This is a genomic window from Archangium sp., assembly GCF_036277355.1.
GTDB lineage: Bacteria > Myxococcota > Myxococcia > Myxococcales > Myxococcaceae > Archangium.
In genome coordinates, this window is sequence record NZ_DASUNC010000062.1 from 1 (window position 1) to 15308 (window position 15308).

The following is a 15308-nucleotide window of genomic DNA, read 5'->3' on the forward strand; positions in this document are numbered from 1 at the left end:
GGATTTTTTTTGAAGGCCCCGAGTCCTCACATCACGTGAAGACTCGGGGCCTTCGCCTTTGCGGGCTCCTCGGTGAGCTCACACCAGGCCGCTCGAGGCCGGCGCCGCGGGCAGGAGGAGTATCACCGTCGTGCCCACGCCCTCGTGACTGTCCAGCGTGATGGTTCCACCGTGGTCCTCGATCACGCGGTGGCACACCGCCAATGACAGGCCCTTCCCCGTCCACTGCTGCTTGGTGGTGAAGAAGGGATTGAAGATGCGCTCCAGGTGCTCGCGCGCAATGCCCCGGCCCGTGTCCCGCATCTCCACGCGCACCAGCTCCGCGTCCACCACCTGGGTGCTCAAGACGAGGTTGCGCTCCGGCCTGTCCCTCATGGCATTGAGGGCGTTGCCCAGCAGCCGGCCGAAGACATCTCCCAACGCCTGGGTATCGCCCAGTACCTTCACCTCTCCCGGGTGGAAGCGGCGGTCCACCTGCACCCCCACCTGGTTCAGCTCCGCGCCTCGGGACTCCAGCACCCGCTCCAGCATCCGGTGCAGGTCCAACGGCAGCCGTCCCAATTGCTGACGCTCGGAGAGCAGTTGCAGCTCGCGAACGATGCTGGCGATGCGCTGCGCCTGCTGGTGCACCGTGCCGAGCATCCGGCGCGAGGGGTCCTCCTGTGGCAGATCCATCAGCATCAGCTGCACGTTGCCCAGCACCGCGGCCAGCGGGTTGTTCATCTCGTGCGCCATTCCCGCTGCCAGGTCTCCCATCGCCGCCAGCCGCTGGCTGCGCGAGAGCTGCACCTGCGTCTGCTGTAGCTCCCGGGTGCGCTCCTCCACCTGCGCCGCGAGCTGCTCGTTGAAGCCCAGCAACTCCCGGTGCGCCTGCTCCAGCGCCTGCCCCATGTCGTTGAAGGCTCGCGCCAGGTCTCCCAGCTCGTCCCGGCGCTTGAGCGCGATGCGGTGGGCGAGGTTTCCCCGGGCCAGCTCTCGTGCGCCCTCGGCCAGCCGGGCGATGGGCCGGGCCAGCGCGCGCGCCAGCACCGGCGCCAGCGCCAGTACCCCCACCAGCGTCAGCCCCAGCACTCCGAACGTGCTCCGCGTCAGGGCATGCAGCGGCTCGAGCGCGGCCTCTCGCGGGCGGGCCACCACCGCCACCCAGCCCAGCTCCGGCACCGGGCTGACGGCCGCCTGCCACGCGCGGCCCTCCTCCTCATACTCCGCCAGCCCCGTCCGCTTCGCGCCCACCACCCCCGGCAGCTTCCCGGTGAAGTCCTCCCGATGGCGCTCGCGCTCCGGCTCACCGTCCAGCAGCAGCCGGCCCGCTCCATCCAGCAGGAAGAGCCGTTCATCGCCCACGCCCCGCGCGGCCAGCCGCTGGGCGAGCTCCTCCAGGCCCAACTCGGCGGCGAGCCCTCCCGCCCGGGTCCCCGGCACTCGTGCCGCCACCACCACCGCCGGCCGGCGGCGCACCTCGGTGAGGTAGGGCGCGGAGACGGCGTACGCCCGGCCCTCGGGCACCTGCGAGAGCAGCTCCGCCGCCCGCCGCTGGAAGTCCTCCACCTCTCCGGCGGCCACCGTGTCGTGGCGTCGGAACTGCGGCTCCTTCCGCGCGAAGGCCTCCGGATCATCCACGAAGACGGAGGTCGTCAGCTGGCCCCCTGCATCGAAGAGCCCCACCTGGGCAATGCGGTCGCGCCGCAGGAAGACGCGGATGAGGAATTCCTGCGCTTCCGATGGGCCGAGCTCGAGCGGCTCCTGGTGCACCAGCGCGCCGCCCAGCTCCGTGGCCAGCGAGAGGACATGCGCGGCGGCATGCTCGGCTTCGACCAGCGCCGTGCGCCGGTGCTGTTCGGCCACTGCCTCCGAGAGCGCCCGCTCCGCGTCGCGCCAGGCCAACAGGCCCACCGCCACGGTGGGCACCACGGCGGTGGCGATGAGCAGCAGCAGCAGCCGGGTGCGGATTCTCATGGGCTCGGGCTCATTGGCGCTTGGGACAGCTCAACTGCAGGTTGAGGCACTGACTGACCGTCTTCCTCGCGTCCGCGCTGTCCGTGATGATGAGCTCCAGACAGGACTGCGGCTCCCGGCCCGCCACGTCGTTCAACGTGACGTTGGGGAGGGTGACGGTGCCGCCCGTGAATGGCGGCGTGGTGCTCGGGCTGAGGGGGCCGAACGGCGAGAGCGCGAGCCGGGCCGTCCCCACATAGGACGTCACGGCGTTGTTCCAGTTGTCCACCGCTTGCAGGGTGAGCTTCCAACGGTCCGAGGCGGTGATGCAGGGGGGCACTTGCGGCTGGAACCGCGCCACGGCGCCGGGGTTCACCGCGAAGGTGCCGGGCTGCTGTCCCTTGGCGTTGCCCGAGACGACGCTCAGCCTCGTACTCGAGAGGGCCAGCAACACGGTGAGCTCCACGTCGGCCTGGCCCTGAAAGCCGGTGTAGCGGGCGGGAGAGAACTGGTGCGCGTGCACTCCCTGGGCATCCAGCTCCAGCTCGTGCACGTCCCGGGTGGTGTTTCCGTAGGTGTCCACCGCGCGAATGCGCACCCGGAAGGGCACTCCCGCCGTCTGTGCTCCGGGTGTGTCCTCCACCACGAAGCGCTGCGTGGCTCCAGGCAGCACGGCGAAGCCTCCCGTGGTGGTGCGCAGCGCTCCCGGTTCCGAGACCGTCCCCTCCACCAGGTTGATGCGTGTCTCCTCCACCGCGGCCGTGAGCATCACCGGGAAGGTGATGGCGCCCGTGAAGGTGCCGCTCGTCGTGGGGCTCAGCGCCCCCTCGGGAACGCCCGAGGCGGAGAGCGTCACCGACAGCGGGGTGTCCGCCCGGTTGCCGAAGCGATCCAACGCCTCGAGCGTGAGGAGGAAGGCCTCGCCCGCCAGCTGCGGCCCCACCACCGGGGACACCGCCAGGTGCGTGGGCGGCCCCGCCTGGATGGTGAGCTCCGGGGTGGCGCCTCGTACGTTCGCCGCGTGGGGATCCTCCGCCACCACGGACACCCGCTGCACGCGGGAGAACTCGGCGTTGAAGGCCGCCATGCCCACCTCGAGCTCGACGTCGCCGGGCGAGAAGCCCGGGTCCGGCGGCGAGGTGTCCAGCCGCACCGTGCCGGTGTACGGCGTGCGGTTGTTCCAGGCATCCAGCGACGTGAGGATGAAGCGCTCGGGGACTCCCGCCTGCAGGGGGCCCGTGCCGGTGCGCAGCACCTCGAAGCGCTGGGTGGCGCCGGGCCGCACCGCGAGGCTCACCGTGTGGGGCGACAGCGCTCCGTACGTGTCCCGGTTGAAGCCGCTCGCCGACAGCCACACCTCCGCCGCACTGCGCGTGTCCTTGTAGAGCAGGGGCAGCCGGCCCTGGGAGCCCTGCAGCACGAGTGTGAGAGCGGGGTGGGAGGGGTCGCTCTCGCTGACGGCCAGTCCTCCCGCGGGCGAGTTGGTGCGCAGCGTGAGCTGGATGCCGGTGGCTGGCAGCGACGCCGGGCCGCCACTGGAGTCCAGCACGTCCACCGTCAGGGCCACGGGCTCTCCCGCCACCAACGGCGAGGTGGGCACCCGGGTGAAGCGCACCGCCGTGGGCGGGCCGAGCCGTCCTACCGCCACCGTCTGGGCGATCGGCGGCAGCTCGTGGCAGCTGGATTCCAGCGTGTGATAGCCCGGTGTGGTGTCCCGGTAGCGCAGGTCCACCCCGGACTCCCCCGGGGCGAGTGTCACCTCCAGCTCGCGCTGGGCCTCCTCCCCCTGCCCGAGCCGGGCGAAGCGGCCCGACTCCGAGTCACTGATGACGCGCAGCACGCGCGGCGTGGCAGTGGGCGCGGGCTGGCCCGAGAGGTCCCTCAGCTCGATGCGGATGGGCTCCGTCCACTCGCCGGGCCGCGCCGCGCGCATCGAGGTGACGAAGACGAGCCGGTGCACACCCCGGTCGATGACCTCGAAGGCCCCCGACAGCGTGGAGGCGCGGCCCTGGGCATCGGTGACGGTGACGTCATGGCGTCCAGGTGGCAGGGTGGCCGGGGCCGTGGCCTCCAACGCGTCGCGCGAGCGGAAACGCACGGCGTAGGCGCGCTCGGAGCCGATGCGCACCTCGAAGCGGTTCTCCAGCGACGGCGGAGCCTCCGAGCCCAGGTCCACCGCCACGTCCGGCGCGAACGAGCCACTGAGCAGCAAGCGCTCGGGCGTGCCGAACGCGGTGCTCTCCGGGGACACCGCCTGGAGGCGCGGCGTGTCCGGCTGGGCGCCGCAGGAGAGCACCCAGGTCAGCAGGGCCAGGGCGAGGAAGTGCATGCCGGTACGGAAGCGCATCCGTGCCTCCTTTCGTCAGAGCGTGAAGCGGTAGCCGAGCGACGTGGAGAGCCCGCCGATGGGGCCCTGGAAGGTGCCGCCCTCGGGAAGCCGGGCGAGGCCGTAGCGCCCCTGCAGGACGAACTCCCCGGGGCCGAGCGGGTACACCACCCCGAGCCGCACGTGGCCGCCGAACGCGGGGGACAACTGCCGCCGCGAGCCCGGGTCCAGGCTCAAGCGCCAGTCGATGCGGACGAGGTGCGCGTCGAGCCCGGCACCCGCATAGCCGGACAGCGAGCCGATGACGGGCACGAGCCAGCGCGCCCCCATGGATACGGTGGTGGTGAAGGCCTGGGCGTTCAGGTCGAAGGGCTCGTGCGCCGCGCTCTCGCCCCGCAGCGAGAAACCTCCCCAGGCCACCTGCACCGAGGCACTGGCGGCGAGCCGCTCGCCGAGCGCGTAGGGCCGCACGTCCCCCTCCAACTCCAGCGAGGGCTGTACCAGCCGGCCCAGGTTGCTCTGCGCTCCGAGCCGCAGGGCCAGGCCCCGGGGCATGCGCGAGGCGAGGGTGAGCCGCGCATCCCCCCGGGCCTCGCGCGCGGCGGCGAGCACGGTGGCCACTCCACCTTCACACCGGGCCGGTGCATGGAAGCGGGTGACGAACTCCCCTCCGCCCAGGGAGGCCACTCGCTCGAAGCGCCCGTGCTCGGCCTGCGTTCCCGCGGCTCGCAGGGTGATGGGCACGCCGTCCAGTGGGTTGCCGTACATGTCCTCGACGAGCAGATGCACCTGCGTGCTGTCCCTCCCGTCGCAGAGCACCTCGTCCTTCTCGGTGCGCACGCGCAGCCGGGCGGGCTCTCCAGGCACGAGCCGCACCGTGGTGCTGACGCTCTGGTCCTCCCAGCTCACCCGCACGAGCGCCTCGCCCGTCCGACGGACAGACTCCAGCTCGACGGTGGCGCGGCCCTCTCGTGTCGTCACCGAGGGGGGAAGCCGGCCGAGCGTGGTGGACAGGAGGATCTCCGTACCGTCCGGCGCCGGCATCCCCTTCGCGTCGCGGGCGGAGAGCTTGATGCTCACCCGCGAGAGGCCATCCGCGGGCAGCTCGTGCCCGTTCCGCTCCCTCCCGCCGAGCTCCAACGTCAGGCGGGGAATGGGAAGGAACGTCGCGCTCGACGAGACCGGTGGCACGCCGTCGAGCCACGCCATGAACCGCTCCTCGCCTCCTCCAGGCGGTGCCCGGTAGCGCGCCAGGTAGGTGCCATCTCCCTGGTCCTGCACGGGCCCCAACTCGCCGAGCGAGGCCTGGAGGCGCACGGGCTCTCCCGCCAGCGCACGCCCCCGCTCGTCGTGGACGGACACATGAACGAACGCCCCCGAGAACCCACCCTCCAGCGTCTCGACCTCGAGGGCGAGGGTGGGCTTCACCCCGGCCCGCAGCTCCACGCGCACCGTGCAGGGCTCGCCATTGCCCGCCTGCGCCGTGAGCACCGCCTCGCCCGGCGTGGTGGCCCGGGGATGGGGCACGAGCGTGCCCAGGTGGACACCCGGCGCGATGCGCTGCGCCTCGAAGGTGCCTCCCGTCGTCGATAAGCCAGGCGCGGCCTCCAGCGGCTCGCCCCGGCCGTCGAGGCCGAAGGCCCACACGCGCGGACCGCGCTCGCCATTGGCCTCGACGGAGGACTCCTCGGCGATCAGGAGTACCGTGGGCCTGGATGACACGGGCAGGGCCATGGGCCATTGCCGCGCGGGTTGGCCGGGCGCCGTGGCCGAGACGGTGGCCTGCGTGACGCCGGGCGAGAGGAGAACGGGCACCTCGGCCTGTCCGGCCGCCGTGGCGCGCACCGGCCCATGAAGCGTGTCACCGATGCGGACCTCCACCCGGCCCAGGGGCGGCAGTCCGGACAGGGGCAACACCTGGCGGCGCTGCACCTCGAGCACCACCGTGGCGTGGGCCCCCCAGGATGGCGACACGGCGGCGCAGAGAATGGGCGCGAGCGTGTCAGTGCGCGGCGGGACGAAGCCGGCCTGGAGCGTGTCCGGGGCGGAGCGTCGCGCCGGGAGGACCCGGCCCGCGCTGCACGCGAGGCGCACGTCCGGAGGCAGCCCGGGCGCTGAGACGGTGAGGGTGGCGCGGGTGTCGCGTCCGGAGAGCAGCTGGCGCGGCGAGTCCTCCAGTCGCAACGCGGCCGCCGCACGGCCCGGGCTCGCCAGCAGCAGGCACATCAGGACGAGCGGCCCGAGGCTCCACCCGGCCCCGCGCCCGCTCTGGGGTGTCTCCACCACTCGCCCCGTCATCCCGGAAGCGCCCCCTGTCCTTGAATGGAGAGAGAGCCAGGATACTCTTCCCGAGGGACGTGGGGCGTGAGGCCCGGGGAAGTGACTTCCGGGGGACGACAGGCGCGGTGCCCCCCGGGTGGGAGCCGCGACTACTGGCCCGTGACGACCCGGCGGACGCGCAGCACCGTAGCGGCGCCGGCGGGGCCCGCGTTGGGCACCGTGTCCAGCGTGCCCTCCACCTTGAGGCCGGGGTTCATGTGCGTGGCCTCCATGATGCTGGCCCGCTTCTCGTCGTCGACGCCGAGCGCCGCCGTGTCCACCTCGTGCACCTGGATGGGCTCGTCGTTGGGCCGGTCCGGCCGCGTGGCGATGAAGTAGGGGCAGGGCGTCGTCATGCAGCGCACCCCGCTGTCACGCAGGAAGAAGACGGCGGGCCCCCGCTCGGCGGAGGGCGCGGCGGCGGTGCCCCCCGAGGGCGTCTCGGGAGCGGTGGCGGGCTTGTCGGTGGGCTTGTCCATGGGCGCGGAAGGTGTGCCGCCGGACTCGGCGGCGCGGGGGGTCTCGGGGGTGGTGCCTTTGCTGCAACCGGCGAGCAGGCCAAGGGCGAGGGCGGCGGTGAGCAGGGGCTGACGGAAGGTCATGGGACGGGCTCCGGAAAGGGAGGGGGCGCAGTCTCGCCGCCTCCCGGGACAGATGCCACTTCCGACGCACGCGGGGCCCGCGTCATTCACGCCGGCACGCCGATGTCCTCCCCCAGTGCCTGCTCCTCCAGCACCTGCTCCTCGGGCTCGAAGGCCAGCGCCGCCGAGTTGATGCTGTAGCGCAGCCCCGTGGGCGGCGGCCCGTCATCGAAGACATGCCCCAGGTGGGCGCCACAGCGGTTGCATGCCACCTCCGTGCGGATGCGCAGGAAGCTGGAGCGATCCTCGTGGTGCGCCACGTGGCCGGGGCGGATGGGCGCCCAGAAGCTCGGCCAGCCCGTGCCCGGGTCGAACTTCGCCTTCGAGGCGAAGAGCGTGTGTCCACACCCCGCACAACAGTAGATGCCACGCGCGTGGTGATCCACGAAGGCCCCGGTGAAGGGCGCCTCGCTCTCCCCCTGCCGCATCACCCGGTACTGCTCCGGGGTGAGATCCTGCCGCCACTCGTCGTCGGTCTTGTAGACCCTCTCGTGCATGGCGCTCTCCTCCTGGCTCGACCCTCCCTAGTCATGGGGGCGGCACGGCCAGGAAGCACCAACCGGTTGGCGGGTCGGTAGGTGCGGCTCCTACCTGCATGCCGGGGGCTGGGGAGAGGGCGCAAGTGCCCGTCCGGCTGTGTGCCGGACAAAGGAGCATGACCGCAGACGTCAGGTTCGTTGACGACCCAATCCCCCCGGGCTACATCCGCCCGACGCGGCCACGGGGCCGCGACCCTTTCCCGACCCCCTGGTTCTTCAAGGACCCCCGAGATGGAATTCCGCATCGCCGCCGACGAGCTGAAGAAGGCCCTCTACCGCGCCCAGGGCATCGTGGAGCGCAAGACGACGATGCCCATCCTGGCCAACGTGCTCGTCACGGCCCACAAGACGGGGGTGACGGTCACCGCGTTCGACCTGGAGATCGGCATCGTGTCCGAGCACCCGGCCGAGGTGATCAAACCCGGCGCCGTGACGCTCAGCGCCAAGTACGTCTTCGACATCGTCCAGAACCTGCCGGACGCCCACGTCACGCTCAAGAAGCTGGCGAACAACTACGTGGAGATCTCCTCCGGCTCGGCGCACTTCAAGATCGTCGGCACGGCGCCCGAGGAGTACCCGAAGCTGCCGCGCGAGGAGAGCGCCCCGCTGGTGCAGGTGACGGGCAACACGCTGCTGGAGATGATCAAGAAGACGCAGTTCGCCATCTCCACCGACGAGACGCGCTACATCCTCAACGGCGTCTACTTCGAGCCGCAGCAGGGCGGCAAGGTGCGCATGGTGGCCACGGACGGCCACCGCCTCTCGCTCATCGAGCGCGAGCTGCCGGGCGACTTCAAGCTCAAGGGCGGCGTCATCATCCCGCGCAAGGGCCTGCTGGAGCTCAAGCGCCTGCTGGACGAGGCGCCCGACGCGGAGTGCCAGCTGGGGTTCGCGGAGAACTCGGCGCTCTTCAAGAAGACGGGCCTGACGATGGTGATGCGGCTCATCGACGGCCAGTTCCCCGAGTACCAGCGCGTCATCCCCAAGGAGGGCGAGAAGGCGGTGCTGGTGCCCAAGACGCGGCTGCTCGAGGGCCTCAAGCGCATCGCCCTGCTGAGCGCGGACAAGAGCTACGCGGTGCGCATCGGCCTGGCGGAGAACCAGCTGCTCATCACCGCCAACAACCCGGACCTGGGCGAGGCCAAGGACGCGCTGGATATCGCCTACCAGGGCACCTCCATCACCATCGGCTTCAACGCGCGCTACCTGATCGACGTGCTGACGGTGACGGACACGGACGAGGTGGCCTTCGAGCTGGGTGACGAGCACAGCCCGGGCGTGCTGCACGCGCCGGGGGACCGGAGCTTCACCGCCGTGGTGATGCCGATGCGCGTCTGAGCGTGAGCGGCGTCCTCTCCTGTCTTGCAACGTGTTGAAGGGATGAGTGCCCAGGCCCCCAGCGCCGAGCCACTCCCGACGGTACCGGGCTCGCGCAACACGGGCCTGGACCGGGCGCGAGCGGTGGCCACGCTCGCGATGGTGATGGGCCACACGCTGGACGCGGTGCTGTCCGACGCGGCGCGCGACGGCGTGGGCATGGTGGCGTACTGGTCCCTCCGGGCCGTGACGGCGCCCCTGTTCCTCTTCGTGGCCGGCTGGGCCTTCGCGACGACGGTGCAGCGCACGGGCGCGCATGGCTCGAGCGTGCTGCGCCGGTACCTGCCCCGCGTGGCCCTGCTGCTCGGCTGGGGTTACCTCCTGCGTTGGCCCGGCTGGGGGCTGCCCCTGCTCTTCGCCGGGGATGTGACGGTGTGGCGGCACTTCCTGGCCTTCGACGCGCTGCACGGCGTGGCGGCGGCGCTGTGCATGGGCGCGGGCGTGATGTCGGTGCTCCAAGGAAGGGCGGCGCGGATGGGCGCGCTGGCGGCGCTGGCGGTGCTCGTGCCGCTCGTGAGCCCGTGGGTGCGCGCGACGGTGCTGGCGGGCGGATGGCCCCTGGCGCTCGAGCAGGCGCTGGCGAGCAAGACGTCCAACTTCCCCCTCTTCCCCTGGTCGTCCTACTTCTTCCTGGGAGGCCTCGCGGGGCTGTGGCTCGCGCAGGTGAAGCGGGTGCCGCACTGGCTGTGCCTGATGGGCGCGGGCACGGTCATCCTGTCGCTGATGACGCTGTGGGGCGGAGACCCGCGGGTGAGCGACCCCACGCTGGTGGCGTGGCGGGTGGGGCTGCTGTCCGTGGCCGCGGGCGCGGCGATGCTGCTGCCCGCGAGGCTCGACCGGTGGATGGCGCCCGTGGGCCGCGCGTCGCTCTGGGTCTACGTGGTGCACCTGCCCCTGGCGTACGGCTGGTCCACCTTCGCGGGCCTGGCCACCCGGTTGGGCCGCTCGCAGGACGTGCTGCCCGCGCTGGGACTCGCGCTGTCCGTGTTGGCGGTGTCGCTGCTGATCGCCCTGCCCGCGAAGAAGCTCCACGGACGCTGGCGGGGGCGCAACCGCGGGCCCGCTCGTCCGGATGCCCCCGGTGACTCCACGGCCCCCGGGCTGACCCCATAAGTCCGGCTCCCGGGCCTGTGTTAGGCTGAACCCCCGGGTCCGGGGACACGGGCCCGCTTTCCCTGAGAGGCCACGGGAGCCATGCCGTCGTACCGGATCGCCACGCTCCTGACGCTGGGCCTCACGGTCCTGCTGTGGAGCAGGGAGGCTCGGAGCGGAGAGCCCCCGGGGCGCATCGGCTTCCGCAGCTACGGCACGGATTCGGGCATCGAGAACCACGACATGTCCTGCGTGATGCAGGACGCGGCGGGGTTCATCTGGGTGTGCGCCGCGGATGCGATGTACCGCTTCGATGGCGAGCGCTTCGAGCGCTTCGGCCTGGACGCGGGGCTGCCCTCGTCCATCGTGAGGGACGAGACGCTCGACTCCCAGGGCCGGCTGCTGCTGGCCACGCAGAAGGGCGTGGTGCGCTGGGACGGGAGCCGCTTCATCCCCGTGCCGATGAATGGCATCCCCTCGCTGGTGTGGAACATCCGCCTGGACGCCGGGGGCCGGCTGGTGGCGGGCACCGAGCAGGGCCTGTACGTGGAGGTGGAGCCGGGGCGTTTCGTGCCGATGCCGGGCTGGCCGGGAGGGCCGGCCATGGTGCTCTGGGCGGATGCGTCGGGCGCGCTCCAGGTGGGCTCGGGCTCGCGGGTGCTGAGCCGGGATGCCGGAGGCCATTGGCGCATCCACGAGGTGACGGACAGCCGCAATTCCATCCTCGACCTGGTGCGGGACGGCCTGGGCCGGCTGTGGGCCGCGGGCGAGGGGTGGCTGGCCATGCAGCCGCGCGAGGGCATGCCCTTCGAGGATCGCTCACACCTCTTCCAGGGGTTGATGGGAGCGGGGCGCCGCCTGCGCGTGGGCCTGCGTGGACAGCTGCTGGTGCCCAACTACCGCGGCCTGCTCTCCGTGGAGGGCGAGCGGGTGGAGCTGCACCGGCTGGGCCTCTCGGAGCGCTCGACGCGCATGCGGGACGTGCTGCATGACCGGGAGGGGACGCTCTGGGTCGTGAGCCTGGGCGTGCACCGCTCCCTGGGCCGGGGCCTGTGGACCGTCCACGACACCTCCACCGGGATGCCCTCGAGCATGATCTGGGGCCTCATCCGCGACACCCACGGGACGTTGTGGGTGGGCACGGATGATGGGCTGGCGCGCGCCACGCCCGAGGGGTGGCTCACCGTGCCCGGGCTGCGTGGGTATTCGCTCAAGAGCGTGACGGAGGGCCCGGACGGGGCCCTGTGGGCCGCGGGCAACCCGGAGGGGCTCCACCGCTACGAGCCCTGGAGTGGGCGGGTGCGGACGTACGGCGTGGCCGAGGGTCTGCCGGCGCGCTACACGTTCGACCTGCTGTGGGAGCCGGATGGGACGCTGTGGGTGGCCACCAGCACCGGCTTGTTCCGCGGCGTGCACCGGGACGGGGATTGGTCCTTCGAGCAGGTGTTGCCGCACAGCCGGCGGACGTTCTTCGGCGGAGTGGAGCTGGACCCGGCCGGGAGGCTGTGGGCGGCGGGGGATGGGCTCTTCGTGCGAGACGGGGGAGTGTTCCGGCGCCTGGGCACGGCCGAGGGGCTGCGGGACGAGCGCGTGCGCTACCTGGTGGCGCGGCACGACGGCCGGGTGTGCGTGTCCTACGTGGAGCCGCTGGGGCTGAGCTGCTTCACCTACGAGAAGGGGCGCCTCACCGAGGTGTTCCGCCTGGACCGGAGCTCGGGGCTGCTCAACGGCGTCACGTACATGGTGGACGAGGACGCGGCGGGCCGGCTGTGGGTGGGGACGGGCGCGGGAGTGCACCTGGTGGGCGAGGACGGGGTGATGGAGCACTTCGGCGCGAGCGGAGGGCTCCCGGGAGATGACTGCAGCGGCAACTCCTTCCTGGCGGAGGAGGACGGCACGGTGTGGGTGGGCACCTCGAGCGGGTTGGGGCGCTTCAACGGCGCGCGCTACACCGGCCCGGCCGCGCCCCCGCGTGTGGTGCTGCTGAACACGCGGCTCGGGCCGCACGAGGTCTCCGGCTCCGAGGTGCGGGGGCTCGAGGCGGAGCACGGAGACACGACGCTGTCGGTCCGCTTCGCCGACCTGGGCGCCCTGGACGAGGGACACGTGGGCCACGAGGCGCGCCTGGTGGGCATGGACGAATGGCACGCCGTGCCGGGCCGCTCGGTGCGCTACAGCGCGCTGCCGGCGGGCAGCTACCGTTTCGAGGTCCGTGCACGCAACGACTGGGGCCCCTGGGGGCCGGTGGCGGGCTTCGACCTGGTGGTGCACCCGCCGTGGTGGGCGTCCTGGTGGGCGAGGGGCCTGGGCGTGCTGCTGCTGAGTGTGGCGGTGGCGGGCGTGGTGCGCTGGCGCGGCATCGCCCTGCGGCGCAGGAACGCCGAGCTGGAGCGCCTGGTGGCGGCCCGCACCGCCGAGTTGGATCAGGCGCGCCAGAAGGTGATGCAGGCCGAGAAGCTCTCCGCCATGGGGCAACTGCTGGCGCGGCTCTCCCATGAAATCAACAACCCGCTCACCGCCATCCACACCAACCTGCCGGCGGTGCGCGAGTACTTCGACCAGCTGTCCGACGTGCTGCGGCGCTGCCGGGAGCGGCTGGAGGCGCACCCCGAGGACGTGGACGAGGTGGAGCGGCTGTGGCGGGAGCTGGACGTGGAGTTCCTGCTCCAGGACACGCCGGACGCGCTGGAGGCGATGCAGCATGCCACCGAGCGCATCCGGGGGATTCAAGCGGACCTGAGGGCCTTCCTGCGCGGGGAGCGCCCCCGGCTCGAGCCGGGGGACCTCAATGAAGTGGTGCGCGAGACGGTGGAGCTGGTGCGGCGCTCGTTGCCCGAGAGCGCACGGGTGGAGGTCCACTGCGGCGAGCTGCCGGTGTTCGCCTTCCACCGGGGACAGCTGGGACAGGTGATGCTGAACCTGCTGCGCAACGCCCTGGATGCGCTGGGCGAGAAGGGCGAGGTGCGCGTGAGCACGGCCGTGCGCGACGGCATGGCCGAGCTGGTGGTGGCGGATGACGGCCCGGGCATTCCCCCGGAGCTGCGGGCCCGCATCTTCGAGCCCTTCTTCACCACGAAGGACGTGGGGAAGGGCTCGGGGCTGGGATTGGCCATCTGCCGCCAGCTCATCACGGAGAACCACGGCGGGACGCTCGAGCTGGACACGTCCGTGGCGCGCGGCGCCTGCTTCCGGGTGCGGCTGCCGTTGGCGCGGGCGGACGAGCCCGCCGCACGCAAGGTGGCGTGAGGGCTCAGCGCGGGGGGCTGTTCGCGGACGCGGCCTGCACGGCTTCCAGCAGGGAGCCCAGGCCCATCGCCTCCACGCGCTCCCGCAGGTAGCTCATGCACTCCAGGACAAGGGCCGGCGGCGGATTGGGCGCCGCGGGGTCCTTCGCGTAGTGCTGGAGCACCTGGTGGAAGTCCCCGGCGAGCGTGGCCTGGAAGGAGGCCTGGGACTCCATCGCGAGCAGCGTCGCCCGCAGCTTGTTCAGCAGCCGCTGGAGGCTTCCCTTGGAGGAGGGAAGCTGCTTGCCGAGCTCGGCCAGCAGCCGCTCGCGCCTCTGGCGCAACGCCTCCGGCTCTGGCTTCAGGTGGCCCAGGACGGCCTTCACTTCATCGGGCAGATCCGCGGGAATCTCCTCGGGTTTGAACATGGCGGGCTCCTCGTTGGAGGGTGGAGAGGGAACGACGGGGAGGGTCAGTACGAGCCGCAGCCCGCGGCCTGCATCTGCCGCAGCACATCGACCAGCTGGAAGATCTGCCAGGCCTGTTGCATGGCCTCGTGGTGCACCGGGCTCTGCCCCGTCTGCTGCGCGGCGCTCGCGTGGCCGGGCTTGCGCGTGCTGTACGACGAGCTCATGTCCGCCTCGTTGAACTGGGTGTTCAGCTTGCGGATGCCGTGCTTCTCCAGGTCCACGAGCTCGCCCTTCTGGGTGATGCCGTCGCCGTTGCGGTCCTCCCAGATCTTCAGGCCATTGAGCTCCGAGCCCTTCACCTGCCCATCCCCGTTCTTGTCGAAGTAGTGGGCGAGCTTCTCGTAGCCGTTCTTGAACGTGTTCTTCCCGTTCAGGTCGACGTGGCCGAACAGCTCCTTGCCGCTGGTGATCTTCCCATCCCCGTCCACGTCCCACACGAGCATGCCGTCGCCACCGGTCTTCGAGTCCCAGGGCTTGGTCCACTCGTTCTGGTTCTGGTTGCCCCAGAAATAGAGGGGCTTGTTCTTGTTGGTGCCGTCGCGCTTGAGCTCGCTCACCAGCGTGCCGTTGCCGTCGCGGAACTCGGCGCGCATGCCGCCGCCGAGCCCCAGGCCCATGTCGCCGCCCCCCTTCTTCCAGGCCTTGCTGCCCTGTAGCTTCTTGAGCTGCTCGGCGCTCAGCGACTTCACCAGCTTGCCGTCCTTGTCGAAGACCTTGGCGGTCACCCCCGCCCCCAGCGCGGGCGCGCCGTGACCCGGGCGCCGGTTCAGGCTCTTGGTGGACCACTGGCGGTCCGAGGGGTTCAGGTCGAACCCCTTGACGGTGTTGCCCTCCAGCTTGCCATTGCCCTTGATGTTGCTGCCGGTGATGTCCGCCTTCCCGTTGCCGTTGAGGTCCAGCACGATGGGCGACTGCTGCTTCGTCTTCGTTCCCGATTTGGTGTCGAAGAACACGTCCCACATCTTCCCCTTCCCGTGCTGCTGCGGCTCCGGGGGGCACGGCGGCGGCCGCGAGGGGCAGGGGGGCGGCCGCGAGGGGCAGCCGCACTGGGGGAAGGTGGTGCTGAAGGACTGCAGCATGGAGATGGAGCTGAAGAGGTTCCCCAGCGTGTTGAGCGGGCGGTTGGAGGGGCACTTCTGGTACGCGCCATTCAGCCCGCCCAGCGAAGAGGAGGAGAAGACGGCCGAGCTGAAGGAGAAGCTGGCGAAGCTACCACCCCGCGACGAGGAGAAGTTCGAGGAGGCCTGGAACATCGCGAGCTGGAAGTTCTTTTGATTGATGAACATGGAGGAATTCCTTTCCATGAGAGAGATTGGATGTGGGGATTATCGCTCGCGGTCTCGCGGAGTTTCCTGCCGGCGCGGCGTCAGCGGGAGATGTCTGGA

At 71.4% G+C, this 15308-nt stretch carries 10 protein-coding genes; 3 read left to right on the forward strand and 7 right to left on the reverse strand.

What is annotated here, in order from left to right; all coding sequences use genetic code 11:
* Positions 1 to 78: 78 nt before the first annotated feature.
* The 5 genes from VFZ09_RS15990 to msrB all read right to left on the reverse strand — a co-directional run bounded on the left by VFZ09_RS15990 (position 79) and on the right by msrB (position 7718).
* Entirely contained in the window at positions 79 to 1956 is a 1878-nt protein-coding gene (locus VFZ09_RS15990) for a sensor histidine kinase (RefSeq protein ID WP_329728444.1), read from the reverse strand.
* A 10-nt stretch (positions 1957 to 1966) separates the two neighbouring features.
* Positions 1967 to 4282: a hypothetical protein gene (locus tag VFZ09_RS15995; RefSeq protein WP_329728445.1), complete on the reverse strand. Its 2316-nt coding sequence runs from the start codon at positions 4280 to 4282 to the stop codon at positions 1967 to 1969.
* Positions 4283 to 4297: 15 nt separating this feature from the next.
* Positions 4298 to 6559 carry a hypothetical protein gene (locus VFZ09_RS16000; RefSeq protein WP_329728446.1) on the reverse strand — a complete coding sequence of 754 codons (2262 nt, stop codon included), beginning with the start codon at positions 6557 to 6559 and terminating at the stop codon, positions 4298 to 4300.
* Positions 6560 to 6690: 131 nt separating this feature from the next.
* Positions 6691 to 7182, reverse strand: a complete 492-nt coding sequence (locus tag VFZ09_RS16005; RefSeq protein ID WP_329728447.1) for a DUF6748 domain-containing protein — start codon at positions 7180 to 7182, stop codon at positions 6691 to 6693.
* Between the two features lie 86 nt (positions 7183 to 7268).
* The gene (gene msrB, locus VFZ09_RS16010) at positions 7269 to 7718 is read right to left on the reverse strand and encodes a peptide-methionine (R)-S-oxide reductase MsrB (RefSeq protein ID WP_329728448.1); all 450 of its coding nucleotides are present in this window, start codon (positions 7716 to 7718) and stop codon (positions 7269 to 7271) included.
* 273 nt (positions 7719 to 7991) lie between these two features.
* On the opposite strand from msrB, the gene dnaN reads away from it, so the two are divergent.
* The 3 genes from dnaN to VFZ09_RS16025 all read left to right on the forward strand — a co-directional run bounded on the left by dnaN (position 7992) and on the right by VFZ09_RS16025 (position 13475).
* The gene (gene dnaN, locus VFZ09_RS16015; RefSeq protein ID WP_329728449.1) at positions 7992 to 9098 is read left to right on the forward strand and encodes a DNA polymerase III subunit beta; all 1107 of its coding nucleotides are present in this window, start codon (positions 7992 to 7994) and stop codon (positions 9096 to 9098) included.
* A 42-nt stretch (positions 9099 to 9140) separates the two neighbouring features.
* Positions 9141 to 10250 carry an acyltransferase gene (locus tag VFZ09_RS16020; RefSeq protein WP_329728450.1) on the forward strand — a complete coding sequence of 370 codons (1110 nt, stop codon included), beginning with the start codon at positions 9141 to 9143 and terminating at the stop codon, positions 10248 to 10250.
* An 81-nt stretch (positions 10251 to 10331) separates the two neighbouring features.
* Positions 10332 to 13475: a sensor histidine kinase gene (locus VFZ09_RS16025; protein WP_329728451.1), complete on the forward strand. Its 3144-nt coding sequence runs from the start codon at positions 10332 to 10334 to the stop codon at positions 13473 to 13475.
* A 4-nt stretch (positions 13476 to 13479) separates the two neighbouring features.
* On the opposite strand, the gene VFZ09_RS16030 is transcribed toward VFZ09_RS16025, so the two are convergent.
* Entirely contained in the window at positions 13480 to 13881 is a 402-nt protein-coding gene (locus VFZ09_RS16030; RefSeq protein ID WP_329728452.1) for a hypothetical protein, read from the reverse strand.
* A gap of 44 nt (positions 13882 to 13925) precedes the next feature.
* Entirely contained in the window at positions 13926 to 15209 is a 1284-nt protein-coding gene (locus VFZ09_RS16035; protein ID WP_329728453.1) for a hypothetical protein, read from the reverse strand.
* Positions 15210 to 15308: the final 99 nt, after the last annotated feature.

Bases quoted from the DNA above. Each gene is read 5' to 3' on its own strand.
- VFZ09_RS16030 (WP_329728452.1), bottom strand. From the start codon at position 13,881: ATGTTCAAACCCGAGGAGATTCCCGCGGATCTGCCCGATGAAGTGAAG.
- VFZ09_RS16020 (WP_329728450.1), top strand. From the start codon at position 9,141: ATGAGTGCCCAGGCCCCCAGCGCCGAGCCACTCCCGACGGTACCGGGC.
- msrB (WP_329728448.1), bottom strand. From the start codon at position 7,718: ATGCACGAGAGGGTCTACAAGACCGACGACGAGTGGCGGCAGGATCTC.
- VFZ09_RS16035 (WP_329728453.1), bottom strand. From the start codon at position 15,209: ATGTTCATCAATCAAAAGAACTTCCAGCTCGCGATGTTCCAGGCCTCC.
- dnaN (WP_329728449.1), top strand. From the start codon at position 7,992: ATGGAATTCCGCATCGCCGCCGACGAGCTGAAGAAGGCCCTCTACCGC.
- VFZ09_RS16005 (WP_329728447.1), bottom strand. From the start codon at position 7,182: ATGACCTTCCGTCAGCCCCTGCTCACCGCCGCCCTCGCCCTTGGCCTG.
- VFZ09_RS16000 (WP_329728446.1), bottom strand. From the start codon at position 6,559: ATGACGGGGCGAGTGGTGGAGACACCCCAGAGCGGGCGCGGGGCCGGG.
- VFZ09_RS15990 (WP_329728444.1), bottom strand. From the start codon at position 1,956: ATGAGAATCCGCACCCGGCTGCTGCTGCTGCTCATCGCCACCGCCGTG.
- VFZ09_RS15995 (WP_329728445.1), bottom strand. From the start codon at position 4,282: ATGCGCTTCCGTACCGGCATGCACTTCCTCGCCCTGGCCCTGCTGACC.
- VFZ09_RS16025 (WP_329728451.1), top strand. From the start codon at position 10,332: ATGCCGTCGTACCGGATCGCCACGCTCCTGACGCTGGGCCTCACGGTC.